At 64.6% G+C, this 25,688-nt stretch carries 21 protein-coding genes and 2 pseudogenes; 13 read left to right on the top strand and 10 right to left on the bottom strand.

What is annotated here, in order from left to right:
• Nucleotides 1-271 precede the first annotated feature (271 nt).
• From nirB to ACX5I4_RS06590, 4 genes and pseudogenes are all read left to right on the top strand, one after another.
• Entirely contained in the window at nucleotides 272-2,920 is a 2,649-nt protein-coding gene (gene nirB, locus ACX5I4_RS06605; RefSeq protein ID WP_461835972.1) for a nitrite reductase large subunit NirB, read from the top strand.
• Between the two features lie 5 nt (nucleotides 2,921-2,925).
• Entirely contained in the window at nucleotides 2,926-3,960 is a 1,035-nt protein-coding gene (gene cobA, locus ACX5I4_RS06600) for a uroporphyrinogen-III C-methyltransferase (RefSeq protein WP_461835971.1), read from the top strand.
• Nucleotides 3,961-3,970: 10 nt separating this feature from the next.
• Nucleotides 3,971-5,130 (top strand): annotated as a pseudogene (locus tag ACX5I4_RS06595) (uroporphyrinogen-III synthase).
• Between the two features lie 314 nt (nucleotides 5,131-5,444).
• Nucleotides 5,445-6,323 (top strand): DUF4158 domain-containing protein, encoded by an 879-nt coding sequence (locus ACX5I4_RS06590; protein ID WP_461835970.1) that lies wholly within the window; start codon nucleotides 5,445-5,447, stop codon nucleotides 6,321-6,323.
• Nucleotides 6,324-6,640: 317 nt separating this feature from the next.
• On the opposite strand, the gene ACX5I4_RS06585 is transcribed toward ACX5I4_RS06590, so the two are convergent.
• The 9 genes from ACX5I4_RS06585 to argH all read right to left on the bottom strand — a co-directional run bounded on the left by ACX5I4_RS06585 (nucleotide 6,641) and on the right by argH (nucleotide 13,927).
• Entirely contained in the window at nucleotides 6,641-6,940 is a 300-nt protein-coding gene (locus ACX5I4_RS06585; RefSeq protein WP_461835969.1) for a hypothetical protein, read from the bottom strand.
• A gap of 160 nt (nucleotides 6,941-7,100) precedes the next feature.
• Complete coding sequence (locus ACX5I4_RS06580; protein ID WP_461835968.1) at nucleotides 7,101-7,286, bottom strand: hypothetical protein; 186 nt, start codon at nucleotides 7,284-7,286, stop codon at nucleotides 7,101-7,103.
• 139 nt (nucleotides 7,287-7,425) lie between these two features.
• Nucleotides 7,426-7,686: a hypothetical protein gene (locus ACX5I4_RS06575; RefSeq protein WP_461835967.1), complete on the bottom strand. Its 261-nt coding sequence runs from the start codon at nucleotides 7,684-7,686 to the stop codon at nucleotides 7,426-7,428.
• Nucleotides 7,687-8,166: 480 nt separating this feature from the next.
• The gene (locus ACX5I4_RS06570) at nucleotides 8,167-9,027 is read right to left on the bottom strand and encodes a polysaccharide deacetylase family protein (RefSeq protein WP_461835966.1); all 861 of its coding nucleotides are present in this window, start codon (nucleotides 9,025-9,027) and stop codon (nucleotides 8,167-8,169) included.
• Nucleotides 9,014-9,856 (bottom strand): polysaccharide deacetylase family protein, encoded by an 843-nt coding sequence (locus tag ACX5I4_RS06565; protein ID WP_461835965.1) that lies wholly within the window; start codon nucleotides 9,854-9,856, stop codon nucleotides 9,014-9,016. The genes ACX5I4_RS06570 and ACX5I4_RS06565 overlap by 14 nt, the downstream gene beginning before the upstream one ends.
• Nucleotides 9,853-10,707: an ABC transporter substrate-binding protein gene (locus ACX5I4_RS06560; protein WP_461835964.1), complete on the bottom strand. Its 855-nt coding sequence runs from the start codon at nucleotides 10,705-10,707 to the stop codon at nucleotides 9,853-9,855. Before ACX5I4_RS06560 ends, ACX5I4_RS06565 begins: the two co-directional genes overlap by 4 nt.
• Before the next feature lie 27 nt (nucleotides 10,708-10,734).
• Nucleotides 10,735-11,508, bottom strand: a complete 774-nt coding sequence (locus ACX5I4_RS06555; protein WP_332603717.1) for an amino acid ABC transporter ATP-binding protein — start codon at nucleotides 11,506-11,508, stop codon at nucleotides 10,735-10,737.
• Nucleotides 11,509-11,510: 2 nt separating this feature from the next.
• Complete coding sequence (locus ACX5I4_RS06550) at nucleotides 11,511-12,431, bottom strand: amino acid ABC transporter permease (protein WP_461835963.1); 921 nt, start codon at nucleotides 12,429-12,431, stop codon at nucleotides 11,511-11,513.
• Entirely contained in the window at nucleotides 12,428-13,927 is a 1,500-nt protein-coding gene (gene argH / locus ACX5I4_RS06545) for an argininosuccinate lyase (RefSeq protein ID WP_461835962.1), read from the bottom strand. The genes ACX5I4_RS06550 and argH overlap by 4 nt, the downstream gene beginning before the upstream one ends.
• Nucleotides 13,928-14,059: 132 nt before the next feature.
• On the opposite strand from argH, the gene ACX5I4_RS06540 reads away from it, so the two are divergent.
• The 3 genes and pseudogenes from ACX5I4_RS06540 (at nucleotide 14,060) to ACX5I4_RS06530 (ending at nucleotide 15,459) form a co-directional block, all read left to right on the top strand.
• Complete coding sequence (locus ACX5I4_RS06540) at nucleotides 14,060-14,797, top strand: GntR family transcriptional regulator (RefSeq protein WP_461835961.1); 738 nt, start codon at nucleotides 14,060-14,062, stop codon at nucleotides 14,795-14,797.
• 171 nt (nucleotides 14,798-14,968) lie between these two features.
• Nucleotides 14,969-15,226: pseudogene (locus ACX5I4_RS06535) on the top strand (recombinase family protein); the annotation flags it as partial.
• A gap of 20 nt (nucleotides 15,227-15,246) precedes the next feature.
• Nucleotides 15,247-15,459, top strand: a complete 213-nt coding sequence (locus tag ACX5I4_RS06530; protein ID WP_461838667.1) for a hypothetical protein — start codon at nucleotides 15,247-15,249, stop codon at nucleotides 15,457-15,459.
• 142 nt (nucleotides 15,460-15,601) lie between these two features.
• Here the strand turns inward: ACX5I4_RS06530 and ACX5I4_RS06525 are convergent, their stop codons facing one another.
• Entirely contained in the window at nucleotides 15,602-17,071 is a 1,470-nt protein-coding gene (locus ACX5I4_RS06525; protein WP_461835960.1) for a sugar porter family MFS transporter, read from the bottom strand.
• A 135-nt stretch (nucleotides 17,072-17,206) separates the two neighbouring features.
• Between ACX5I4_RS06525 and ACX5I4_RS06520 the strand changes: the two genes are divergently transcribed.
• From ACX5I4_RS06520 to ACX5I4_RS06495, 6 genes are all read left to right on the top strand, one after another.
• Nucleotides 17,207-18,214 (top strand): LacI family DNA-binding transcriptional regulator, encoded by a 1,008-nt coding sequence (locus ACX5I4_RS06520; protein WP_461835959.1) that lies wholly within the window; start codon nucleotides 17,207-17,209, stop codon nucleotides 18,212-18,214.
• Nucleotides 18,215-18,378: 164 nt separating this feature from the next.
• Entirely contained in the window at nucleotides 18,379-21,144 is a 2,766-nt protein-coding gene (locus ACX5I4_RS06515) for a GMC oxidoreductase (RefSeq protein WP_461835958.1), read from the top strand.
• Entirely contained in the window at nucleotides 21,141-23,177 is a 2,037-nt protein-coding gene (locus ACX5I4_RS06510; RefSeq protein WP_461835957.1) for a hypothetical protein, read from the top strand. Before ACX5I4_RS06515 ends, ACX5I4_RS06510 begins: the two co-directional genes overlap by 4 nt.
• On the top strand, nucleotides 23,174-24,211 hold the full coding sequence (locus ACX5I4_RS06505) for an alpha/beta hydrolase (RefSeq protein WP_461835956.1): 1,038 nt from the start codon (nucleotides 23,174-23,176) through the stop codon (nucleotides 24,209-24,211). Before ACX5I4_RS06510 ends, ACX5I4_RS06505 begins: the two co-directional genes overlap by 4 nt.
• Nucleotides 24,208-25,209 (top strand): acetoacetate decarboxylase family protein, encoded by a 1,002-nt coding sequence (locus tag ACX5I4_RS06500; protein WP_461835955.1) that lies wholly within the window; start codon nucleotides 24,208-24,210, stop codon nucleotides 25,207-25,209. The genes ACX5I4_RS06505 and ACX5I4_RS06500 overlap by 4 nt, the downstream gene beginning before the upstream one ends.
• A complete protein-coding gene (locus tag ACX5I4_RS06495; protein WP_461835954.1) occupies nucleotides 25,206-25,688 on the top strand; it encodes a hypothetical protein in 483 nt (160 codons plus the stop codon). Before ACX5I4_RS06500 ends, ACX5I4_RS06495 begins: the two co-directional genes overlap by 4 nt.

The following is a 25,688-nucleotide window of genomic DNA, read 5'->3' as shown; positions in this document are numbered from 1 at the left end:
TCTCGCTATGCCTGCGGCCGGACAGATGCTGTCCTTTCCTTTCAGGCGTTGGCCGCCGAGCGGCCACACTTTCAAGGTAGGCCGGGAGTGTTTCACCGGAATGCAGTCAATGTGTCCGGTGCGTAAAAGAGACCTCACACGCAACGACATCCAATCGTGACCCAGAAGTTAAGACCACGAAACAAAAGGGAAACTGAGGCGAAACTGCCCGTCCGTAGTCTGAAGTGACAAGTTGCGGAGCACGTTCTGCGGCGTATGCGAAAGGCCACCAGTGACCGGACACACTTCCACCCCAGAAAACCTGCGCCGTATTGTTGTCGCCGGTGGAGGCCCTGCTGCCCACCGTTTTGCCGACGCCATGCACACCCGCGGTCTTGAGGGCTGGCACGTCACGGTCCTGGCCGAGGAGGCCCACCTCCCGTATGACCGGGTCACGCTGAGCAAGGCGCTCACGGATGTGGACTACGATCTCACGCTCGGCCACGCGTCGATGTGGGATCACGATGCCCTGGACCTGCGCACGGGCGAGCGTGTGGTCAAGATCAACACCGAATCCAAGTCGGTGGAAACCGCGGCCGGCAACAGCTATCCCTACGACCACCTGGTAGTTGCCACCGGCTCGGACGCCGCGCAACTCCCCTTCCCTGGCAGCGAACTCGCCCACGTCTACCGCACGCTCGACGACGTCTGGGCCATCAACAAAACCCTTTCCGAACTCACGGAGAAGCTCGGCCGCCCTGTCAGGACCGTGACCATCGGTGGCGGACTCCTCGGCCTGGAAGCAGCAGCCGGCACCATGGAGCTCGGAGCGCAAGCCACCGTCATCAACGGTTCACGATGGCTTATGAACGCGCAGCTGGATGAAGGCGCAGGCCAGGCATTGGGCCGGCTCGTTACTGCCAAGGGACTGGAAGTTCTTACGGGAACCTACCCCGCCGAAGTGTTGTCCGACGACGGCCAGGTCACCGGCGTCCTCATGAAGGACGGCCGCATCATCCCGGCCGACATGGTCATTGCGTCCATCGGCATCCGTCCCCGCGACGAGCTGTTCCGTGCCGGCGAGGAAACCTCTGATGGCACAGAACAGCTGTTCGAACTGGGCAAGAAGGGTGGCGTGGTCATCAACGACCACTGCGCCACACCAGTCCCCGGCATTTGGGCCATTGGTGAGGTCGCGAACTTCGAGGGCATGTGCCTGGGGCTCGTGGCTCCGGCGAACACCATGGCCGAGATCGTGGCGGACCGGCTGCACGGCGGGCAGGCGACCTTCCCCGGTTTCGACACCGCCACCAAGCTCAAGCTCTCCGGCGTGGACGTCGCCAGCTTCGGCGACGCGTTCGCCAAGACCGAACACTCCCTGGAGATCGTCTACGCCGACCCCGCCCGGGGCGTGTACCAGAAGATCGTCACCACCGACGACGCCAAGACCCTGCTCGGCGGGATCTTCGTCGGCGACGCCACGCCCTACATGAGCCTGCGCCCCCTGCTCGGCCGCGAGCTCCCCGCCGAACCCGGCGCCTACCTCACCGCCGCCGGCGGCGGGGAAGCCCCCGAGACCGAACTTCCGGACGACGCGATCCTGTGCTCGTGCAACAACGTGCCCGCCGGATCCATCCGCGACGCCATCAACGGCTGCGGCTCCTGCGAGGGCAACGCCCCGGTCCAGGAACTGGGCGAACTGAAGACCTGCTCGCGGGCCGGCACCCAGTGCGGTTCGTGCGTGCCCATGCTCAAGAAGCTCCTCGAAGGGGAACTGAAGAAGTCCGGCATCGAGGTCTCCAAGGCCCTGTGCGAGCACTTCAGCCTCTCCCGCCAGGAACTTTTCGACGCCATCCGGGTCCTGGAACTGGACTCCTTCGAAGACATCCTGGCCAAATACGGCACCGGTGCCGGCTGCGACATCTGCAAGCCCACCATCGCCTCCATCCTGGCCTCCCAGAACAGCGAGTACGTACTGGGCGCGGGCCGGGGCACCCTGCAGGACACCAATGACCGCGCCCTGGCCAACATGCAAAAGGACGGCACGTACTCCGTGGTCCCCCGCATCGCCGGCGGCGAAATCACCCCCAAGGGACTGGGCGTCATCGCCCGCGTGGCCGAGAAATACGGGCTGTACACGAAGATCACCGGCGGGCAGCGCATCGACATGTTCGGCGCCCGCCTCGAACAACTCCCGGACATCTGGAAGGAACTGGTTGAGGCCGGCTTCGAGTCCGGCCAGGCCTACGGCAAAAGCCTGCGCACCGTGAAATCCTGCGTCGGATCCACCTGGTGCCGCTTCGGCGTCCAGGACTCCGTGGCGATGGCCATCAACCTGGAACTTCGCTACCGGGGCCTGCGCAGCCCCCACAAACTCAAGATGGGCGTCTCCGGCTGCGCCCGCGAATGCGCGGAAGCCCGCGGCAAGGACGTCGGCGTCATCGCCACCGACAAGGGCTGGAACCTGTACGTCGGCGGCAACGGCGGCTTCCAACCCGCCCACGCCCAGCTCCTCGCCCAGGACCTGGACGACGACACCCTCATCAGGTACATCGACCGCTACCTCATGTACTACATCCGCACCGCCGACCGCCTCCAGCGCACCGCCCGCTGGCAGGAAGAACTCGACGGCGGCCTCCAACACATCCAGGACGTCATCATCCACGACTCCCTCGGCATCGCCGAGGACCTCGAAGCCGCCATCGCCCGGCACATCGACACCTACCAGGACGAATGGGCCGAAACCCTCAAGGACCCGGAGCGCCTGCGCCGCTTCCGCTCCTTCGTCAACGCTCCCGACCAGAAAGACGAAGCCATCGCCTTCGTCCCCGAACGCGGCCAGATCCGGCCCGCCACCACCGAGGAAAAGGGCGGCGTGCTCATCGCCTCCGCAAGCATCCCCATCCGGTCCGGCAACGAATCCGCAGGCGAAGGGAATTGACAACCATGCAGCTCACCATTGATCTCACCGGCCGCGACGTTCTGGTCACGGGTTCGGCCAACGCCGCCCGGCAAGCCGTCCGCCGTTACGAAGCCGCCGGCGCCATCGTCTACCGTCTCAGCACGCCGGACGGCGCCGAAGGCGACGGCCCGCTGCCAGAGCGCCCGTTCCTCGTCGCAGCAGTCGACGACGGCGAGCCCGGTTGGGAGCCGCTGCTCGAGCGTTGCCGGGAAGCCGGGATCCCCATCGCCACCGAACCGGCCGCCGGCGAGCCTGGTCACGTCACGCTGGTCGGTGGCGGCCCCGGCGCCCTGGATCTGCTCACCGTCGGCGCGGTCAACGCGCTACGGGACGCCGACGTCGTCTTCTACGACCGCCTCGCCCCCTACCAGGAACTGGTGCGCCTCACGTCCGCGGAACTGGTGGACGTCGGCAAGCGCCCCGGCCACCACAAAGTAGCCCAGGGCGACATCGAAAAACTCATGGTCGACGCCGCCCTGGCAGGCAAAAACGTTGTCCGCCTCAAGGGCGGTGACCCCTACGTCTTCGGCCGCGGCGGCGAAGAAGTCGCCGCCTGCACCCAGGCAGGCGTTCCCGTCCGCGTCATCTCCGGTGTCACGAGCGCCATCTCGGTCCCCGCAGCCGCCGGCATCCCCGTCACCCACCGCGAAGTCAGCCACATGTTCACCGTGGTCTCGGGCCACGCACCGTTGACCGAGAAGGAACATACTCATCTGGCCGGCCTCGGCGGGACCATCGTGGTGCTGATGGGCATCGGGACCCTCCCCCAACTGGCAGCCGGGCTCAGCCGGGCTGGAATGGACGCCGGAATGCCCATGGCCGTCGTCGAACGCGGCTACCGGCCCGGACAACGCACTACCATCGCCGACCTTGGCACCATCGTCACCGCGGCCGCAGGCTGCACCAACCCGGCCGTCCTGGTCATCGGCGAGGTGGTCCGGGTGGCTGAAGCCAACCGCAATCATGCCGAAGCCTCCGCAGAACTGAGCCGGCTCGCGGCTTCGCTCCTTGAAGCCTGAAGGAAACCCTATGACCGCTCTGAACGCCCTTGATTCCATCGATGCAGGCTCGCCCCTGGCCACCCCTGGACCAAACGACGATGCGCCGCTGGACGGTTTCCGCATCGGAGTGACTTCCCACCGGCGGTCGCGGGACCTGATCGAGGCCCTCGAACGGCGCGGTGCCTCGGTGCTGCATGCCCCTGCCCTGAAAATCGCACCGGTCCAGGAAGACATCACGCTCATCGAGGACACGAAGAAGATCATCGCGGCCAAGCCCGATATCTGCATCGCCACCACTGCCTACGGAATGCGGCGCTGGTGCGAGGCCGCGGACTCTTTCGGCATCGGCGAGCAGCTTCTCGACGTCTTGGCGGCCTGCCGCATGTTCGTCCGGGGACCAAAAGCCCGCGGTGCCGTCCGCGCGGCCGGCCTTGCCGACGTCGGGATAAGCAGTGACGAAACCACCGCCACGCTGGTGGACATGCTCCTTCACGAAGGCGTCCGGGGAAAGACCGTCGCCGTGCAATTGCACGGCTACACCGACGTCCGCCAGCTCGAGCGCCTCCGCATGTCCGGCGCGACGGTCCTCACCGTCACGCCGTACCGTTGGGTGAAGCCCGACGGCGAAGACAAGCTGCCGCGCCTGATCGAAGCCGCCTGCAGTGGAGACTTGGACGTGCTCACCTTCACGAGCGCGCCGGCGGTAGACGCCATGTGGAGCACTGCCCACGAAATGGGCATGTACCGCCAACTGATCGAGGCCCTCAAGACCCAGGTGACCGTCGCCGCCGTCGGGCCCGTCACCGCACAACCGCTGATCGACGCCGGGCTGTCCCCCTCATCCCGGACCGCTACCGCATGGGTGCGCTCATCCGGCTAGTCACCGAACATCTGGCCCTGAACCATGTCCGCCGGCTCGACACCCCCGCAGGCCATATTGAACTGCGGGGCCGCTGCTTGAGGATCGATGGTTCCGTGGTGGAACTGGCACCGGCTCCGCTGCTCCTGCTGCGTGCGCTCCTGGGGGCAGGCGGCGCCGTGCTGTCCCGCGAAGCACTCTCCGACCTCCTGGAATTGCGGGGCTCGGTCCACGCCCTGGACATGACAGTGAGCCGATTGCGGTCCTCGCTTCCGGACGGAACGCTCGTGGAAACCGTGGTGAAACGGGGCTACCGGCTCCGCGTCTAGGCCTACGATCCTCGCTCACTTTTTTGGGGGTAGAGGTAGTATCCGGGAAAAATCGGGCGGATATGGCTTGGGTATGCTCCTGACCAAGAGATTTGTGGTGGTGGTCGGAGGGCGTGCTGAGTGGTTGTTCAGATATTCACAGACGAGGAGTTGGAACGGCTCCGGGGGTTCCCTGAGATCGGCAGGGATGAGTTGTTCCGGTTTTTACCCTGTCGGCGGCGGATCTTGCGTTTGTTGATCCTGGTCACGGAAGAGGTGCCTCGGGCAGGCTTGGCCTCGCGGTAGCGCTGTGTACATTGCCGTAGCTTGGGTTTGTGCCGGATGAGGTGTCGTCAGCGCCGCAGGTGGCGGTCGCGCGGCTAGCTGATCAGATCGGTGTTGAGCCGGGCCAGCTGAAGTTCTATGGTCGGCGGGCGAAGACCCGTACTGATCAAAGGACTTTAGCGGCGAAGTATTTGGGGTGGCGGTTGCCGCGGACGCTGGAGTTCAAGGAGTTGGATGAGTTCTTGTTGGCCCGTGCGATGGAGCATGACTCGCCGACGCTGCTGTTCCGGTTGGGGTGTGAGTACCTGATCACGGCTCGGGTTATCCGGCCAGGGCCGGTGACTTTGGCGAAGGCTGTTGCCCATGCCCGTGAGATCGCACGGCTGGAGACATTCGATCGGTTGGCGCCTGAGTTCAGTGACGAACCCCGTACCGGGTTGGATGGTCTGCTGGTGACCGACCCGAAGATCGGCATGACGCGTCTGCGGTGGCTGAACAAGGGGCCGGTGGAAGCCTCGCCTCCGGCGGTGAAGACCGAGATCGAGAAGCTGAAGTTCCTGCGCGGTCTGGGCGCACCTGCTCTGGACTTGTCAGTCCTACCGGCCGAGCGGCGTCGATTCCTGGCAACGATGGGCCGTCGAATGACCGCGCAATCGTTGGCCCGGCGTGAGCCGGAGCGCCGCTACCCGATCCTGCTGACGTTGTTAGTGCAGTCAGGGACTGAGGTTCTGGACGAGGTCGTGCAGCTCTTTGATCAGTCCCTCTCAGCGCGGGAAAGTAGAGCCTTACACAGGATGCGCGACTATCTCGCTGAACGGCAAGGGCCGGCGAGGATCGACAGTCACTTCTGGACGCTATCCTGGCTATTGTCGCCGATCCGGCCGTTCCGGATGAGGAAATCGGAGGCCTCATTCGTGGTGGCCGGATAGGGTGGGATCGGTTCCGCTCCGGGCAGTCGGCCGGGTTGCCTCCTCTGCCGCGTGATCATGGACACCTCGCGGCCTTGGATGGTTCATATGCAGCCGAGTCCGGGAACACGAGCGCGTACCGGCATTACTGGGAGCTGTGCACTTTGTTGGCTTTGCGTGACGGGCTGCGCACCGGAGACGTGCTCGTCCCGGGTTCACGGCGGTACTCGGACCCGGCCGCTTACCTTCTCACCCCTGAAAGATGGGGGTTGCAGCGTGATGAGTAGCTGCACATGTAGCGGCGGGAGGACCGGCTTGCGGGACGCTTTGGAGGATGACTAGTCGCCGGGGCTGATGTCAGTGGTCAGAGCCCCGTCATCCTCAAGGTGACCGGCTTCCCGGTGAACGCTGCCGCAGGCTCCGGACTCCTCCGGCCGCCAGATTGTGTGCACGCCAATATCGAGCAACTTCCGCTCACCGACGTCCGTGATAACCCAGACAAATCCGTGGTCGGGAAAAGGTATGTCAACCCGCCCGCGCCACAATGCCCCGGTTTCGTGATCCCTCACGGCGATGCGGTGGCCGCGGGCAAGGGAGAGGAAAATTTCGATTTCGCATTCCGTCAGCGACTCTTTCAACCCGTTTTTCCTCGGCCCTGCGTGGAGAGCCGCCGTGCGCAGCGAGCAGCCAGCTCGGCGGGCAGCCGGGCAGACCATACTAAACACGCTGCCCGCCGGCGCGCCCGAGACGACTCTCTGCCGCCCGCTCATCGCTGCTCGTTCCCCCACTTTTCGATTGTCAGGCCCGGGGAACGTTGCTGTTCAGACGCGCTTCATAGCGGCCAGGCGCCAGCCGCGTCACCGAGATGCCGACCTGTTTAGTGATCGCCGCCGGCTTCAGGAGGTCCACCGCTTCATCCAGGGCGGCGTCCAGTTCTTTTCGGGTCTGAACGGCTATGCGGAGACATTCGGGTGCTGTGTGCATGGTGATGAATCCTTACTCTCAGGCCGGTGATACCTACTGTGGACGCGCCAGATGTTCTGGCGTCGAGGGGAGGAGCGGTAGCCGCCGGCATGGTCAGCAGGAGCCTTGATCGAAGCGGCCGGCTGGCTCCCAGCGAAACCTAGGGAACCAGGCGTCCGGCAGAACAAGGGACCGGAACGTGGAACGCGGCGGAAAGACACCGATTTACTTCCGACAGCCCAATAATGGTGGCTTCAATGTCTTCCAGGGATTGCCAGATCCATGCGAGGGCAGCCAGGTCGTCGGAGCTTTGAGCCGGGTCCCTCGACGACGCCTCCAGGAGCGCAACCCGGCGGCTGATCTTGACGGAAAGTTCGAGGATCAACGACGGAATCATGGCCAGGGGTTCGTCCCGCGACATGTGCGCGAAAGCTTCTTTTCTAGCACCACGGTGGGCGGCGGTGACCGTGGGGCCCGGTCGGAGGTGGTGGTGGTCATCGATCTGTCCTTCGGATTGTTCAGGGTGATGGTCTTTGAAAGTGCTCTTGGTACGCCCGAAGGGGAGTTCCGGGCGGGTTCGTCCCTGCGGCTCTACCAGCCTGGGCGCACCTCCGGGTCAACGCAGCCGAATACGAAACAGCGACTTCCAAGGCCACGTTCTCCGGGCCCCGGCAGCCCGGTCTTCGGTCTCAACAACACCGACCGTAAGTCGGCCCCTGCCGGGCCCACAGACCAACCATGCTCAGCTGCGAAGGGCCTCCAAACGGCGTTTTGTCCGCCAACGTGGCGCAAGAGATTGCCAATTCTTTCCAGGTCCGAAGACCGGCCTGAAGTGACGGTGATGCCCCCTTGCGATCCCCGGCTTCTGTGCGCCGGGTAGATTCGAGAGGATATCCGGCCGTCAAATCTCCTTTGGCCGTAGACCGACGAAGAGTGCGTAGGGGTGCGCAGTATCCGGCTCGCGATTGACGAAGAGCGCGTGGAGCTGGGTGCATGATGTGAACCAGGCGTTGGTCCCTTCCCGCACCTCCTGCAGGAACCGCTTAAGCATCCGCGCGCGGCTGGCGACGCCCATGACCTCCGCGTTGACTCGCAAGTGCAACAACGTGCCGTATCTCTCGGCGCCCCGGACCTCGCACCACCAGTTGGCCTCGACTGACTCGAGCGGAGCGATGCGCGCTTGACCGGGTGGGAAGGGCGGGTCGAGGTTGTAGCCGAAGTACTGCAGGTCTTCGAGCTCATAGCGGAACGGGATCTCTATAAGATCGGTCCCGGTGAGGTGGAAGGGCATCTCGTCGGAGGGCAAAGATGAGGACCATGTGAAGCCTGCTCGTTGCATCGCCTCCGGGAACCCGGATGCCCATTCGCCGGCCGGAGTGCGGAACCCGGATGGTGTCTCTCCGATGATTTGCTGGACCGCGGCGCGACCCGACAGCATCTCCTCGATCTGGTCCGCGAGTTCGAGTCGGTCGAAATCTAGGTGCCGGTTTCCGTGCACGCCGATGCCATGCCCGGCTGCGTGCACCGCTCGCACCGCGTCCGGATACCGCCGTGCAATTTCCCCTGGGAAAAACCAGTCCGCCGCGACACCTAGGTCGGTCAGCAGCGCGAGCAGTCGCGGAACGCCGTGCTCGGGTCCGTACAGGCCGGCCGAACGCGACTTCATACGGTCGACGTTCGACGGGTCGTCGGCCAGAAGCGGGAGGTCGCCGTCGACGTCGACCGTGAGGACGACGGCGAAGGCACCGTCAGGCCAGATCACGGAGTACCTCCGCCTCGTACTCGGCTGCGACTTCGTCGGCTCGTTGGATGCGCACGTCCGCGCGTCCAGCGAGGTGGCCGATGAATTCGTCCATCAGGACGGTGCGGCCGGGGGTGCCGATGATCTCGGGATGCCAAATCGTGGGGACCGTCAGCCCTTCTTCGGCCGCCGCGTCGATCTCGGCCATCCAGCTCCGGAATACCGGCGCGTAGGGTGCGATGCGATCGAGACCGCGGGGGAAGTCGGGTGCGCGATGATAGGCGAACGCCGCATAGTCGTCGAACAGGGATTTGGCGGGGATCTCGGTCAGTGCGACGCGTGCGTGCCGGTACGGACGGTCGCCGCTGCGCATCGAACTCGAGTAGGTATAGCCGGCCTCTACGAGGAGCTCGAGCGTCTCGGGCGCAAGGTCTCCCGACGGTGCACGGAATCCCGACGCCGGCTGCCCCAGTATGTCGGTGAAGGTCCGCTGGCTCCGCCGCAAGATGCCGGCCTGGGTCTCCCTGTCGAGACCGTAGAAGGTCTCGTGCCTGTCGCCGTGTCCGGCCATCTCGTGTCCCTCCTCGACGATTCGCCGGCAAAGGTCAGGCCAGGTACGAACGACCCATGCAGGGGTGAAAAACGTCGCTTGCACAGCCTTATCGCGAAGCACGTCGAGGATGCGCGGAACTCCGCGATGGGGTCCGGATGCGCAGAACGTGAAGTACCCGGGCCGCCGCCAGATCTCCCCCGAGATCAGAGCCTCATCAGTGGGGCCGTCGAGATCGAAGGCCAAGACGACCCGAGCGGAGGTGAACTCCGTCCGGGCCGTCGCGGTAGCTTCGATCACCCGGTGACCTCGTTGATTACCGGCTTCCGCAGTCCGTCTTTGATGCCGTACTTCGTGAGGATCTTCTCAAGGGTACCGTCGTCGTACATCGATTGAATGGCCTTCTGGACCTCCTGGCCGAGTGGCGTGTTGCCCTTTTTCAGGGCCACCGAAAACGGCTGCTTCAACAGCACACCGAGAACGATCTCGTACTTGCCCGGCGTCTTCTGCTTGAAGAACGCAATGTTCTCGGCGCCCTGCACTGCAAGCGCCGCCCGGCCCTGTTCGAGCTGCAGCCGCGCCGTCGCCCCCGAGTCAGTGCCCTGGACTTTGATCGCAGGCTTGCCCGCGGACTCGCACACCTTCTTGCTGTGTTCCAGCACCGCCGGATAGTAGTCGTCGTTGGAGGCGACCGCGACAGTCGCGCCGCAAACGTCCGTGTCCTGTTTGAAGTTTCCCGTTTGATTCGGAGTCGTGAAGAAGCGCGCCGTGGAGTCGTAGTAGTCGACCATGTCCAAGGTCTTCTGGCGGTCAACGTTGTCGGAGACGCCGGAAACCAGCACATCCACTCGGCCGGTGCGCACGGAGTTCATCAGCTGATCATACTTCTGCTGCACGAACGAAATCTTCAGGCCCATCCGGTTGGCGACCTCCGCGATGACCTCCGGCTCCGCGCCGACGAGCTTGTCGCCGTCGAGGTACTCCATGGGCGGGAAGTCCGGCGAGAGGCCGACGGTCAGGGTGCCCTTGGTGATCGTTGACGCTGCCTCCTTGGTGCTGGGACTCCCGCCGGCGGCGGACGTGCTGCATCCGGCCAGGAGGGCGATCGTGGCAGCAGCGGCGACGAAACCAATGAACTTCGTTGTTCTCATTTTCTTCCTTCGTTGTGATTGCAGGGACTATAGGACGCGTGAGAGAAAGGCGCGCGTGCGCTCGTGTTTCGGGTTGTCGATGACCTCGGACGGAGGTCCTTGTTCAACGATCACGCCATCGTCCATGAAGACGACACGATCAGCGACCTCCTTGGCGAAGCCGATCTCGTGGGTGACGACGATCATGGTGAGTCCTTCGCGCGCGAGCTCCTTCATCACCGAGAGCACGTCGCCGACCAATTCGGGGTCGAGCGCCGAGGTCGGCTCGTCGAACAGCATGAGCTCGGGCGACATCGCAAGCGCACGGGCGATCGCGACCCTCTGCTGCTGCCCGCCCGAGAGCTGACGCGGGTAGGAGGCGGCGCGGTCGCCGAGGCCGACCTGGTTGAGCAGACCCTGAGCGATCCGCTCGGCGTCCGCGATCCGTGCGCCCTTGACCAGGCGTTGCGCGTGCGTGATGTTCTGCATCACCGTCATGTGTGGGAACAGGTTGAAGCGCTGGAACACCATGCCCATCCGGGCGCGCTGCTCCGCGATCCGGTCCTCCGGGAGTTCCCGGAGCAACTTGGGATCGCGGGCGTCGCGGCGGAACCCGATGACCTGGTCGCCGACGTGCACGAACCCGGACGTGGGGCGTTCGATGAAGTTGATCGCGCGCAACAATGTGGACTTGCCCGATCCTGACGGACCGAGGATGCAGACGACCTCACCCTTCCGGACGTCGAGGTCGATGCCCTTGAGTACCTCGCGGAGACCGAATGATTTGCGGACGTCCCGCAACTGCACGAGTGCCGATGACATGTTCATTTGATCCCTCCCGGGATGCCGAAGAATCGCCTGGCCCGCTGGATCGGGGTAAGTGGAAGCGACGCAGTCGTGCTGCCGCGTGCGAAGTAGCGCTCGATGTAGTACTGGAACACCGAGAGCACTGAGACGGCGATGAGGTACCAGGTCGCCGCGACGAGCAGCAACTCCATAATCATGTTGTTGACGAGATAGACGTGCTGCGCCTCGTTCAGGATCTCGGAGACCCCGATCGCCGAGGCCAGCGAGGTCGTCTTGAGCATGCCGATGACCTCGTTGCCGACCGGTGGCAGGATCACGCGCATCGCTTGCGGGAGCACGATCGTGCTCATCGTCTTCGTGCCCTTGATGCCCAACGCCTTGGCGGCCTCAGCTTGTCCCTCGTCGACCGACAGGATACCGCCCCGAACCACCTCGGACATATACGCGGCCTCGTTGAGACCGAGACAGACGATCGCCGCGACTGTCGGGGTGACGAGATCGACGGTGCGCGCCTCAAACAATCCAGGGATCCCCATGGACGGAACAAACAGCGCGATGTTGAACCAGAGAAGCAGCTGCAGGTACACCGGTGTCCCGCGGAAGATCCAGACGTAGAGCCACGAGATCCCCAAGAGGACCGGATTGTGCGACAACCGCATCACCGCAACCAGGACACCGAGCGCGATACCGATCGACATAGAGACGATGGTGAGGATGATCGTGAGGACGAAGCCAGCGAGGATCGAAGGGGCCGTGAAGTACTGGCCGACCGTGGGCCAGTCGATCTGGCCGCGCGCGAAGGCGATCACGATCGCCGCGAACACGGCGATCGTGATCGCCCCGGCCAGGTAGCGGCCGACATGCTTCAGATGTACGACCCGGTACTCCGAGTGGTTCAGATTGGCGACCCGGTACTCCGAGTGGTGCAGGCCGGTCATGAGAGTGCTGCCTTCGCGCCGAACGCGTTCATGTGGTCGGCGACCTCGCGCCGCAGCCGCTCTCGTTGCCCGTCCTGTCGAGACGGCGCGGTTCCGTTGATTCCCGACCGACGGGCCACGGCGGACTCGAGGGTCAGTCGGTCGAGAACATCCGCGGTGATCCGGGGGTCTATCCCGGCAAGATCTTCTCCGCTGAGCACCTCGATCCCAATGCCGCGCTCCTCGCAGAACACGACTGCGCGTCCCGTAATGTCGTGCGCCTCGCTGAACGGGAGCCCCTGCTCGGCGAGCCAGTCGGCAAGCTCTGTCGCCAGAGTGAAGCCTTGCGCGGCCTGCTCGAGCATGCGCTGCGGCACGAGTCGCATCGTGCGGACGAATCCCGTGATGGCGGGCAGCACCTGATCGAGCACCTCGGAGGCGTCAAACGGGAAGAACTCGTCCTCCGAGAAGTCCCGATTGTAGGAGAAAGGCACCGATTTCATGACACCGAGCATGCCCAGGAGGTCCGCATGGAGGCGACTCGCCTTCCCCCGGGCGAGCTCGGGGATATCGGGATTCTTCTTCTGCGGCATGATCGACGACCCAGTGGAGAAGGCGTCGTCGAAGCGGATCCAGCCGAACTGTTGCGACCCCCAAAGAATCAACTCGTCCGAGAGCCGGGAAAGATTCGTGCCGATGGACGCGGCCGCATAGAGAAAGTCGATCACGTGATCGCGGCTTCCGACTGCGTCGATCGAGTTCGCGACGACGTCCCGGTAGCCAAGCTCGCGGGCCATGGCGAGCTGATCGGCGTGGAAGGAACTGCCGGCCAGCGCCGCAGCGCCAAGCGGCGACAGCGAGACCGCCTCGCGCGCGGCGCCGAGACGCACGAGGTCGCGCGCCAAGGTCTGCGCATGGGCCAGCAACTGGTGGCCGAACAACACCGGCTGGGCGGGCTGCAAATGCGTGAAGCCGGGCACGATCGCATCACCAGCGTCCTCGGACCGAATGATCAGCACCTCTATGAGTTGCTCGAGTTGTTCGGCGATGACGTCGATGCGCCCACGGAGCCAGAGCCGCAGATCGTTCGAGGTCTGATCGTTGCGGGAGCGGCCGGCACGGATCTTGCCGCCGATCGGACCGACCCGGTCGAGAAGGACACGCTCGAGGTAGCCGTGGACGTCCTCGTCTTTCGGGGAGGGTGCGATGCGGCCAGCCTCGTGATCGGCGCCGATCTGCTGCAGCGCTGAGGTTAGAAGGGCCCGCTCCTCGGCCGTGACTAGGCCGCACCGCTCCAGCTCGCCAAGGTGTGCGACCGAACCACGAATGTCCTCAGGTGCTAATGCGAAGAACTGCGCTGGCGACCGGGAGATCCGCTCCAGCGCGGAGTCGGGGCCGTGTATGAAACGACCTCCCCAAAGCTTGCCGGCGTCGTGCACGCCGCCCATAATGTCTCGGCTCGTCACAGCTGAACTCCTCCTTGAGATCACTTGGATCATCAGATCGATAATCAACACCAATTATCATACAATCTGAAGTGTATGGCAATGTGTGACATCACGAGTTGCCGTGTAGCATTGCAACGCGATCGAGTCATTGCTTGGTCATTGACGCAAGAGCCTTTTTCGGACATGGATGGTGAGGTCAGGATGGCGAACGCAACGGAGGGCATTGTGAGCGGTGCGGACGGGCGCATTCACGTGCCCCGGCGGGTCGCGGCAAAACGGAAGAGCCTCGCGGCTGGTCCGCCAGCCTCCCGGTTCCTGGCAGACACGGTGAAGCAGCTGATCCTCAACGGCGAGCTGCCCCTTGGTGCGCCGGTCACCGAGAAGTGGTTGACGGAGCGGTTTGATGTCTCCCGACCCACCGTGCGCGATGCGCTCAACCTGCTGGTCGCCGAAAGGTATCTCGACCAGGAGCCGTACAAGAGCGCCCGCGTGCGGTCCTACTCGACCCGCGAGGTCGCCAACATCCTGGAAGCCCGCCGACTACTCGAGGGCTATGCGGCCGGTCGATGCGACCGCGCGTCCGAGGACGCCCGCACCCGGCTTCGCGAGGCGTTCGCCACCTATGTCCGTGAGTCGGTCGCCGATCGGCGTGACGCTGCGGCCATGGCGGATATCGAACTGCACGTCGCGATAGTCGGGCTCGCAGGCACGCAGGAGTTAGAGCATGCAGAGCACGACCTCGCGATTGGAACGCTTCTCCTCGAAGACCTCATCAACTGGCGACTCCAGGACTCCGAGAAGATGTACTTGGAGTATCTCCGGCTGGTCACGGCACTCCTCGAACCGAACCCGGAAGAGGCCCGCCGGTTGAGCAATGCGCACATCGACACTCTTCTCGCCGCAGCCTATCGTCAACTGCCGGAGGAGACCCCATCGTGATGCCAGCCGACGAGCTGGCCGGCTGAGCCCCGTCAAGCTCCGCACTCCGAACGGTTTCTGTCAAGGGTGAAGGGAAACTCCGGCTCCTTTGGCGCGCTCAGGGCCCCGGGAAAGGCACTCGGGGAACCGATTTCCGCCCTCGTGGGGGCCCTATCCGCGACAGTCCAAAACATGCCCATCGGCTACGCTCGCTGCTCGACCAGCTCTCAGGACCTCACCGCCCAGCGCAATGCCCTCTTGACCGCCGGCGTGAACCCCGAGGCGATCCACGTCGCCCACGGGTTCACCGGCACCAAGCGCGACCGCCCCGGACTGGGTAAGGCCCTGGCCGCGCGCCGCGACGGCGACACACTCGTGGTGACCAAGCTCGACCGCCTCGACCGCTCGCTGCCAGACGCGAGGGACATCGCCGACGAGCTCACCCGCAAGGGAAACACACCACGACCGAGATCGCCGAACTCTTCGGCGTCGCCCGCTCCACCGTTTACCGCGCGATCCAGCGTGCAGCGTCCACGGCTAGCTCTCCGCTGACAACGCGCCGGTCACACCGTGCCCATATCCGCCCGATTTATCCCGAATACTACGAGACCCCTTTTGGGGCGGTTTCGGCCGATCCTCCTGCAGATCTTTGGGTCAAACGACGAACCCTCCTTCAACGATGAACCGCTCCCCGGAAGTTGGACTGAATTTCTCAGTCCAACTTCCGGGGACCAGTTCAATGTGAAGGAGGGTTTCGCTTCGGAGCCTCAAATGTGCAGGAGAGGTCCGGCGATTTGGGCCCATAGGTGAGCGAGCGTCTTAACGCTACGATCCGACCGGCGCCTGGTTCTTGTGCACCAGGTAGATGGCACCGGTGGTGACGTCTTCCTCGAGTGCTTCCAGGGTGCGGCCGCGGGTTTCGGGGACCTGCTTGACGACGAAGACCAGGGCCAACGCCCCGACGGCGGCGAAGAGGAAGAAGGTGCCGGTGATCCCGACCCCCGCGACCAGCGACGGGAAGAACAGCGAAAGGAAACCGTTTACGACCCAGAGGAAGAAGATCGAGACGCCGGTACCGAAGCCGCGCATGTGCAGCGGGAAGACCTCCGACAGGTAGACCCACACCGCGACGTTCAGGAACGTCTGCATGGACCCGACGAAGGCAACCACCAGGAAGAGAATCACGTACGGGCGGATCGGGTTGCCCACGGGCAACATCATTGAGGCGAACCCGATGAGCAGGTGGCAGCTGGTGGTCAGTGTGAGGCCGAGGATGAAGGTCTTGCGACGGTCGATCCGGTCCATCAAGGTCAAGGCGATGACGCCGCCGATCACGGCGATCACCCCGGGCGCGATGTTCGCGATGAGCGCACCGCTCTCGTTGAAGCCCGACTCGACGAGCACCGTCTGGCCGTAGTACATGATCGAGTTGATGCCGGTCAGCTGTTGGGCGACGCCCAGGCCGATGCCCACGAGCAGAATACGGAACAGGTTCTTGTTGCTGAAGACCGCACGCCAGCCGATCTGGCGGCTCTCCTGCTCCTCCTTGGCCACGTTCTCGACCTCACCGAGCTCCGCAAGGGCACGGTCCTCGGAGCGGACGGACCGCAGCACGGCGAGGGCCTCATCGTGCCGGCCCTTCTCCACGAGCCAGCGCGGCGACTCGGGCACCCGGAGCATGCCGACGAAGAGCGCGATCGCCGGCAACGCACAGACCGCAAGCATGATGCGCCACACGCCGGGGATGTCGCCCCATACGATGCCGATGATGGCGTTGACGACGAAGGCCGCCAGCTGACCGACGACGATCATGAGCTCGTTGCGGCCAGCCAGGGAGCCGCGGATCTCATACGGGGCCATCTCCGCCAGGAACACCGGGACCACTGCCGAGGCGCCGCCCACGGCGAGACCGAGCAGGATACGGCCGACGACGAGCACGCCGAAACTCGGTGTGAACACGCACACCAAGGTGCCAACGAAGAACAGCACCGCCAGCAGAATGATCGTCTTGCGGCGCCCCCACCCATCGGAGATGCGGCCGCCCGAGAGCGCGCCGATCGCCGCGGCGAAGACAAGCGAGCTTGCAACGATGCCCTCGGTGAACGGCGTGAGGGCGAGTTCGGCCGTCATTGGCCTCAGGGCGCCATTGATGACACCCGTGTCATAACCGAACAGCAGGCCACCGAACGTGGCGATCAGGGCGACCAGGCCAAGGCGCTTACGATGTGGGCCGTTGGTCAGCGGAGGAAGCGCGACTGCGCTGACGCCTCCCCTGTGACTTTGCGTAGCAGACATCAGGACTCCTTTGTCTTGGTGATGCGGGTCATACGCCCGCTCTGAAACACTAGACTAACGCGCGAAAGGCTTAAATGTAAGGTCAAACTAACAAATGACTAAATTTTGGTTTCTTCGTCGTGGGAAGATAAGGCCATGGGTCTTGACCGACAGCTCCGTCCCGCAACTCAGAGCGATGTTGCGCGCGAAGTCGGTGTCTCCCGCACGCTGGTGTCCTTCGCCTTCCGCGATGCCCCGGGTGTCAGCGACGAGACCAAGCAGGCCATCTTTGACGCGGCAAAACGTCTCGGTTACCGGCCCAACGCGGCTGCCGCCGATCTGGCACGCAAGCACCGCTCCGCCGTCGGGCTCTATTTGATGGACATCCGCAACGAGGTCTATGCGGACATCCTCAGCGGCGTACGGGTGGCACTCCCCCAGGCCCGCAACCGACTCATCCTCAGCGTCTCCCGGTCCATCGACGGCGTGGACCCTGGTGCCGTCGATTCACTGATCGAGGCAAGGGTGGGGATCATCATCGCCGCAACGCTGTTGGATTCCGACGAAAGCGTGCGGGAACTGGCGCAGATAGCACCGATCGTCAGCGTCATGCGGCCAGTGGCGGGCGTCGACAGCGTGTATTCCGACGACGACGCCGGTGCCCGGGCTGCCACCGAACACCTCCTCAGCCTCGGGCACACCCGGATCGCCCATCTCGCCGGACCCGATTACGACGGCCACACGGTCCGTCGAAGAAGCTACGAGAAGGCAATGCGCGACGCCGGCTTGGTTCCCTGGACGCTTCCGGCTCACGATTTCACACAAGATGCCGGGCAGCGCGCCGCGGCTGAATTGCTTGACGCTGCGGACCGTCCGACGGCCATCTTCACCCACAACGACCAGTTCGCGTTGGGGGCACGCGAGGCCGCCTATGCCAGGGGCCTGGCCATTCCAAAGGACCTTTCGCTGGTCGGCTATGACAATTCACGGACCGGCCGGCTCCACGGCATCGACCTGACGTCGGTGGATCTCCATGCGACGGAGCTGGGACGCATCGCCGGAGCCGTGGCAATGGACCGGCTCAACAATCCAGATGGTCCCGTGGTGGACAAGTGCCTCACGCCTGAGTTGGTAGTCCGCTACTCAACGGCTCCCGCCACATAGAAGGGCTTCACGAGAGCCTATTCCGGCGAAAACGTGCGGACCCAATTACTCCAGATCATGGACAGATTCCCTGCCCGGTGGGAACATGGGGCCATAGTCCGCGGAGGCATCATCCGGCTACGTCCGGGTGACTCCAGGTCAGCTCTCCTGTGAGAGGAACGGCCATGGTTCGTCTGGGGACCAGGGAAAGTGGGGATGCGGGTTCCGAGCCTGCTCCTGATCCGCTGCGCCACGGAGATGGTGGTATCGAGACCGTCGACGCCGTGGTGGTGGGTTCAGGTTTCGGCGGATCTGTTGCTGCCCTGCGGCTGGCAGAAGGCGGCAAATCCGTAGTCCTCATGGAGCGCGGCAGGGCTTATCCACCGGGGAGCTTCGCCCGCACTCCCTCGGAAATGGGCCGCAATTTCTGGGACCCGGACCGCGGCCTCTACGGATTGTTCGACGCCTGGACGTTCCGCGGAACGGAGGGCCTGGTGTCCAGCGGATTGGGCGGCGGCTCCCTCATCTATGCCAACGTCCTGCTGCGCAAAGACCCCAAGTGGTTCGTCAAGGAATCGCCGGTGCCTGGCGGCGGCTATGAGAACTGGCCGTTCAGCTATGAGGACCTGGAACCGTTCTATGGCGACGCCGAAAAAATGCTCCAACCGGTTCCCTATCCCTACCGGGACACCCCCAAGACCAACGCCATGGAGGCGAGCGCCGCGGCCCTGGGTTTGGCGATCACACGGCCTCCCATCGCCGTGACGTTCGCGACCGGTCCCGGCGCCGAGCCCCGCAGCAACGAGCCGCTGCCCGCCGCTCCCTATGGCAGCGTCCACGGCGATGGCACCGTCAGGACCACGTGCCTGCTCTGCGGCGAGTGCGACATCGGCTGCAACGTCGGCGCCAAGAACACCCTGGACCATACCTATCTGTCGGCGGCGAAACGCGCAGGAGCAGATCTGCGCACCTTCCACGATGTACGCGGTATCCGCCCGCTACCCGGTAACGGATTTCAGCGCGCCGGCTACGAAGTCCGCTATGTGGTCCACGATCCCCAGGAACCGGGAGCGTTGCTGCGCGAGCGGTTCATCCGTTGCCGTCGCCTGGTCCTCGGGGCGGGCACATTCGGCAGCAACTTCCTGCTCTTGCGCAACCGGGCTTCCCTGCCGGGGCTTAGCCAAACCCTGGGCACGAGGTTCAGCGGCAACGGTGACCTCCTGACCCTCATCATGGATGCGAAGACCGGGGAGGCCGGGCCGCCGAACGGTCACGGCGGCACACCGGGAGTCCGGACGCTCTCGGGCAGCCGCGGCCCGGTCATCACCACGGCCATCCGCATTCCGGATACGGTGGACGGCGGTTCCGGCCGCGGGTACTACGTGGAGGATGCCGGATATCCGGCCTTCATCAACTGGTTGATCGAAACCGCCCAGCTCGGTCAAGTGGCCCGCCGCACCGCCAGGGTGGCCGCGCAAATCCTCAAGGACCGGCTGTTTGAAGGCCACCATTCCAACATCTCCGCCGACCTGGCCGCGGCGCTCGGTGACGGACGCCTGTCCAGCAGTTCGGTTCCGTTGCTGGGAATGGGACGTGACATCCCCGACGGCGTCATGAGCCTGCAGGACGGCAGGCTCGCCATCGACTGGACCCTGTCCACGTCCAACAGCTACTTCGGCAGGGTGCAGAAAACGATGGAGGACATCGCAGGGCAACTGGATGGGAACTTCGTGGACAATCCCCTGTGGTGGGCCAAAAGGGTTATCACGGTGCATCCCATCGGTGGTTCCCCCTCCGGCAGGAATGCCTCCGAGGGCGTGTGCGACGAATACGGCGAAGTGTTCGGCTACCCCGGCCTTCACGTGGTGGACGGTGCCGCGATGCCCGGGCCCGTGGGGGCGAATCCTTCCCTCACCATCGCGGCCTTCGCGGAGCGGGCGTGCCGGCGCATCCTTGAGGCGGACAGCCGGCCGGGCGCCACCGGAGCCGGTGCAAGCTCCGGGCAGCGCGGAGGCCTCGTGCCCGCCCAAGGCGTGCCCGTCCAAGGCGCGCCCGTCCAAGGCCTGCCTGTGCAGGGCCCGCCCGTGGCAGCGGCCGCCGTCGTCGACCATGCCGAAACCGCGCCCCGTTCGCTTGCCCCCGATGCGACCAAAGGCATCTCGGGCCGCAAGGAAAAGCCGGCCCCGGCATCCGCCACAACCCAGCAGGTTCGTGGGCTGGATCCACACGGAGAACTCACAACGGAGGGCACAGCCGGAGGCAACGCCACCTCCGTCAGCTTCACCTCCGTCAGCTTCACGGAGCAGATGCACGGCTGGTTCAGCCCTGGCGTGTCCGATCCCGAAAAGGGCCGCAGCCTGGGCCGCGACCGGGGGCGGCGGATGATGTTTGAGCTGACCATCACGGCGAAGGACATCGATGCCTTCGTCGCAGATCCGGCCCACCCGGCCGCGGCCGAAGGATATGTACTGGCCGACCAGTTCGGTGGACGATTGCCGGTGGAGAGGGGCTGGTTCAACCTCTTCGTAGAAGACGAGTCTCCAGACGGCGCACCGAGCAGGCGCATGCTGTACCGGCTCTGGCTGCGCGATCCGGGCGGCACCCCGCTGACGTTCACCGGTTACAAGCTCATCCGCAACGACGCCGGCTTCGACGTCTGGCCGGACACCACCATCCTGTATGCCACGATCCTGCGGGGACATGTTCCGCCGCCGGACCCGGCCGCAGCGGCGAGGAAGGACGACGACGGCGACGATCCCGCCGTCGTCGGCGCCGGAATACTGCACATCAGGCCGCTGGACTTCGCCCGGCAGCTCACAACCTTCAGGGCCGTGGGCCCGGCTCCGACGGCTGGGCTCACGGCGTTCGGGAAATTGTTCCTGGGCGAACTCTGGCAGGTCTACGGGCGCGCTGTCCCCAGGATTCCGTACCCCTTCCGGCCCCGATCATGAAGCACTGGGAGCTGGCAAAACACAGCGCCGAGCTGGGGTTCACGCCCCGCGATGCTGTCCGCTGGCTCTCGCCCATCGCCCTGGGCCGCACAGGACTCAAAGTCGCTGCCGCAACCCTCTTCGCCGATTTCGGCGACAAACGCGAGCTCGAAGCCGGACTCCCCGGTGAGCCGCTCTACCTTGATCGGCTCCCGTTGCCTGGCCAGGCGGCCCAGCCTGCCGTCCTGGACAAAGGCCTGCCCGCACCGGACGAACTGCGGAGTCGGGACGAAGCGCTGGCACAGGTGGCCGGAACGCAGGCCAAGGAATTGTGGCTCGATTTCACCGCCGACCTGGGCGACGGCTTCGACGCGACGTATTCGGTGGCTCTTCTCCTCGCCCAGGACAGGCTGGAGGTGGATGGGCACACTCTGCCGCGCGGCAACGTCTTGGTGCTTGGCGGCGACGAAGTCTATCCCGTGGCTTCGCCGGAACGCTACGAGGACAAGATGGTGGGTCCCTATCGCAAGGCGTTCCCTGCTCCCGCGCCCAACGACTCGAAAGCTCCGCCACCGAGCACCTGTCCGCCTGCGACCCTCATGCTTGCTTTGCCCGGCAACCACGACTGGTACGACGGACTCACCTCTTTCATCCGGCTGTTCACGAGGCAGCGCAGCATCGGAGCATGGCGAACAGTCCAGAGCCGCAGCTACTTCGGCGTGCGGCTCACCGGCGGCCCCGGAAGCCCGGGCTGGTGGGTTCTGGGCCTGGACAGCCAACTTGGCCAGTACATCGATGAGCCGCAGCTGGAGTACTTCTACAAGAACGTCACCACGCAACTACAGCCGGGCGATGCCATCATTCTGTGCCTGGCGTCGCCGTATTGGGTCTACTCCGATTCCCCGTCGGCGAGCGCCTTCCGCCAAGTCAATTTCTTCGAGCAGGACTATTTGCGCCGCCGCTTCAACCCGATGACGGGCCGTTTCGAGGACACCGGCGCCACGGTCCGTCTCTGGCTCAGCGGAGACCTGCACCATTACTCGCGCTTCGAGCAAGACGTGCCCGGCGATGGACGCGGAGCAGTCCCGGACGGGTTGAGGACGCAGCTTGTCACGTGCGGGCTCGGCGGCGCCTACCTCGCTGACACGTCCGAAGTTCCCGAGGAAATCGTCCTGCCAACGCCCATCACCTCGCCGGATATTTCGGCGTCACTCCCGACGCCGGACGTCGGCTCCGCCGGCCGCCGGTTCAGCCGGACGCCCGTCAGCTACCCCAGCTGCGACGACGGCCGGAAAATGCGGCGCCGGCTCGCCAACCCGTTCTCACCGTTTTGGCTTCCTGCCCGGAATCCAGGCTTCGGACCGCTTCTGGGGCTGATCCACGTGCTTTTCTTCCTGGCCGGATGGACTGTCTTCAGCAGCTTCCGCGGCCAGTCGCTCATGGACACCCTGGGTTCCCTTGAAGGGGCCGGGCTGGCCCGGCCGTTCATCTTCGGCGTGTTGGGACCGCTTGTGCTGCTCGGCGCGCTGGCACTGTTTTGGAAATTGTTCGGCACGTCGTCCGTGATCCGGGACCGCAAAGGCCTTGTCACCTTCCTGCGTGGAGTGCTGTACCAACTTGCAGCCATGGGAGTGGGCCTGGTGGTCGTCGCGGTCCTGCACTGGCCTCCCGGCTGGCCGCAATTCCTGGGGGCCCTTTTCGCCCTCGCCGTCACCTTCGCGAGCGGCTGGGTCCTCGGCAGTGAGGCCTTTGCCCTTTTCATCCTGGGTACCCGCGGCGGTGAGGTGGCGTCCTGGATGATGTCCGGCCAGTCGGTGGAGGACCACAAGGGTTTCCTGCGCATCCATTTGGCCCCCGACGGCACGCTCACGGTCTACCCGCTGGCCATCGATGCAATCTGCCGCGATTGGGCACTGGAAACCACGGCCGACGGCGGCACGCGTCCGATTCCAGCCAGTCCAGTGCCAGCCAACGGCGGCACTGCCGCCGGGCTCCCGGCGGTCCGGCTGCTTGAAACGCCCATCACCATCTCCCGGGAAGGAATTTCACCATGACAGTCACCCGGGCCGAGCAGCACACCGAGGTCATCCCCTTCCGGGCACGCGACGACACACCGCTGAGCCTTGTGCACGTCAGTTCTCCGATCAACCCCAGCAAGGGGCCTGTGCTGCTGGTCCATGGATCCGGGGTACGCGCCGAACTCTTTCGTCCGCCGGTCCCCACCACGGTGGTCGATGTGCTCCTGGAGGACGGTTGGGACGTCTGGATGCTCAACTGGCGCGCCTCGATCGACCTCGACCCCCTCTCCTGGACGCTAGGCGACGCCGCGGTGTACGACCATCCCGCCGCCGTCGAGCACGTCCTCCGGGCGACCGGTGCCGAGACCCTCAAAGCGGTGATCCACTGCCAGGGCTCCACGTCGTTCGCCATGTCTGCCGCGGCGGGGCTGCTGCCGCGCGTGGACACCATCATCTCCAACGCGGTGTCCCTGCATCCGGTGGTTCCGGCGTTTTCGCGGCTCAAGATCGACTACCTGACGCCCGTGGTGAAGCTGTTCACTCCCTATTTGTCGCCGTCGTGGGCCTACAGGTCCGAGGGCTATTTCACCCGTCTCATCCGTTTCCTGGTCAAGGCCGGCCACCACGAATGCAACAACACGGTCTGCAAGATGGTCAGCTTCACCTACGGCAGCGGCAGGCCTGCGTTGTGGTCCCATGAAAACCTCGACGACGTCACGCACGAATGGCTCAAGGGCGAGTTTGCCGAGGTCCCGGTGAGCTTCTTCGAGGAGATGGGCCGCAGCATCAAGGCCGGGCACATGGTGGCAGCCGGCAACCACCCCGAGCTCCCGGAGAACTTCGTGGCCCAGGCTCCACAGACCGATGCGCGGTTCGTCTTCATGGCGGGCAAGGACAACCTCTGTTTCCTGCCGGAGAGCCAAGAGCGCACCTTCGAGTTCTTCCAAGCCCATAGGCCTGGCAAGGATTCGCTGCATATCATTCCCGGCTACGGCCACCTGGACGTCTTCTTCGGCGCCCGGGCGTGGCGGGATACCTTCCCGATCATCGTCCAGGAGCTGAACTCATGAATAACTTCGCCCAACTGCATGCAGCGCTGCACAGATCCCTCCAGAGGATCCTCCCCTCCCCGGTTCCCCGCCGCCAAGTCGAACTCACCGGCCAGTACGCCAAGGTGGACGGCATCAAGTACGTCATGCCGGTCAATTCGGACGATTCCCCCGTGCTCATGGCGGCCTTCCCCATTAACAAACGCGCCGCCGCCGCACTGCTCCCGGGCAAGGAAATGCGGCCTTTCAGCCTGGGCGGCAAGGGCCTGCTGGTGGTCACGGTGGTCAACTACAAGTCAACGGACATCGGCAAATACATTGAATACTCCCTGGCCGTCGCCATCACCCACGGCAGCCGGCCCGTCCCGCCGATCCTGCCGCTGATCTTCCAGAAGACGTTCAAGCTGGGCCAGTTCGTGGTCGACCTGCCTGTCAGCACCGAAATCTCGGTCAAGGGCGGCAAGGGGATCTGGGGCATGCCCAAGCATCAGGCCAACCTCGACTTCGTCGTCACGGACACCACCGTCTCGGCCCAGTATGACCAGGACGGAATGCTGGGCTGCTACATCGAAATCGAACAGCCCGCTCCCATCGGGCTCCCGGTGAGGCTCGCGGCCTCCAACTACTGCGCCTTCCGTGGGATGCTCTGGAAATCGGACATCTATTTCGAGGCCACGGCGAATGTCGCCTTCGGCAGGCAGGCCAAGGCGCGCCTTGTCCTGGGTGACGCTCCCGGCGTCGCACCCCTCAAGACCCTGCAGGTGGGCAGCAAGCCCTTGTTCACCGCGTGGCTTCCCGAAGCGCATGGAGTGTTGGACGACCACTACGAAGCGTGGTTCCTCACGGCCGCAACGGAAGCGGAAGCTGCAGACCTCCGCGGCGGAGACATGATGGACAGCGTGGTGGACCTTGGCCAGAGCGAGGAGTGGCTGGCACCTCCGGACCGTTCCCGCCCAGGCGTACGGCAATCGGCGGATCAGGCGCAGCAGGCGCCCTCCGGCCCAGGACGGGCATCATGAACTGGCTGCTCCTCCTGAACGCTTTGTACTTCCTCTTCGGATCCACCATGTACGTGGGCACCATGTGGGTCCTCAAATGGTTCCTCTACCCCACCTGGCGGTCCCTGGAACGCGGCAACGTGGACATGCACTTCGGGATCCCCACCCGCGCGGCCACCAAATTCTTCACGGTAGTGGTACCGATCATGTTTGTCTCCGGGGCCATCCTGGTGTGGACGGAGTGGGGCAGCATCCGGGTCATCCCCGCCATCATCTGCCTGCTGGGCATCATCGCGCTGACGGTGGTCGGCCAAGGAATCATCATCCCCATCAACATCAGGATCCGCGGCGGCGATTTCAAAGACGACGCCGAACTCCGACAATTGCTGCTGCGCTGGATGTTCCTCAACGACATCCGCTTCTACGTCTCCACCCTCACCTGGCTGTCCATGGTCTGGTTGCTCGTGGACCGCGGCAGGCTGCTGGCAAGCTACTCGTGA

This window comes from Arthrobacter sp. MMS24-S77 (genome assembly GCF_054888235.1).
The sequence above is the reverse complement of the archived record's forward strand: the minus strand, read 5'-3'. Positions and strand labels throughout refer to the sequence as shown.

Bases quoted from the DNA above. Each gene is read 5' to 3' on its own strand.
- cobA (WP_461835971.1), top strand. From the start codon at position 2,926: ATGCAGCTCACCATTGATCTCACCGGCCGCGACGTTCTGGTCACGGGT.
- ACX5I4_RS06580 (WP_461835968.1), bottom strand. From the start codon at position 7,286: ATGCACACAGCACCCGAATGTCTCCGCATAGCCGTTCAGACCCGAAAA.
- ACX5I4_RS06575 (WP_461835967.1), bottom strand. From the start codon at position 7,686: ATGTCGCGGGACGAACCCCTGGCCATGATTCCGTCGTTGATCCTCGAA.
- ACX5I4_RS06560 (WP_461835964.1), bottom strand. From the start codon at position 10,707: ATGAGAACAACGAAGTTCATTGGTTTCGTCGCCGCTGCTGCCACGATC.
- ACX5I4_RS06555 (WP_332603717.1), bottom strand. From the start codon at position 11,508: ATGTCATCGGCACTCGTGCAGTTGCGGGACGTCCGCAAATCATTCGGT.
- ACX5I4_RS06550 (WP_461835963.1), bottom strand. From the start codon at position 12,431: ATGACCGGCCTGCACCACTCGGAGTACCGGGTCGCCAATCTGAACCAC.
- ACX5I4_RS06540 (WP_461835961.1), top strand. From the start codon at position 14,060: ATGGCGAACGCAACGGAGGGCATTGTGAGCGGTGCGGACGGGCGCATT.
- ACX5I4_RS06525 (WP_461835960.1), bottom strand. From the start codon at position 17,071: ATGTCTGCTACGCAAAGTCACAGGGGAGGCGTCAGCGCAGTCGCGCTT.
- ACX5I4_RS06520 (WP_461835959.1), top strand. From the start codon at position 17,207: ATGGGTCTTGACCGACAGCTCCGTCCCGCAACTCAGAGCGATGTTGCG.
- ACX5I4_RS06515 (WP_461835958.1), top strand. From the start codon at position 18,379: ATGGTTCGTCTGGGGACCAGGGAAAGTGGGGATGCGGGTTCCGAGCCT.
- ACX5I4_RS06510 (WP_461835957.1), top strand. From the start codon at position 21,141: ATGAAGCACTGGGAGCTGGCAAAACACAGCGCCGAGCTGGGGTTCACG.
- ACX5I4_RS06505 (WP_461835956.1), top strand. From the start codon at position 23,174: ATGACAGTCACCCGGGCCGAGCAGCACACCGAGGTCATCCCCTTCCGG.
- ACX5I4_RS06500 (WP_461835955.1), top strand. From the start codon at position 24,208: ATGAATAACTTCGCCCAACTGCATGCAGCGCTGCACAGATCCCTCCAG.
- ACX5I4_RS06495 (WP_461835954.1), top strand. From the start codon at position 25,206: ATGAACTGGCTGCTCCTCCTGAACGCTTTGTACTTCCTCTTCGGATCC.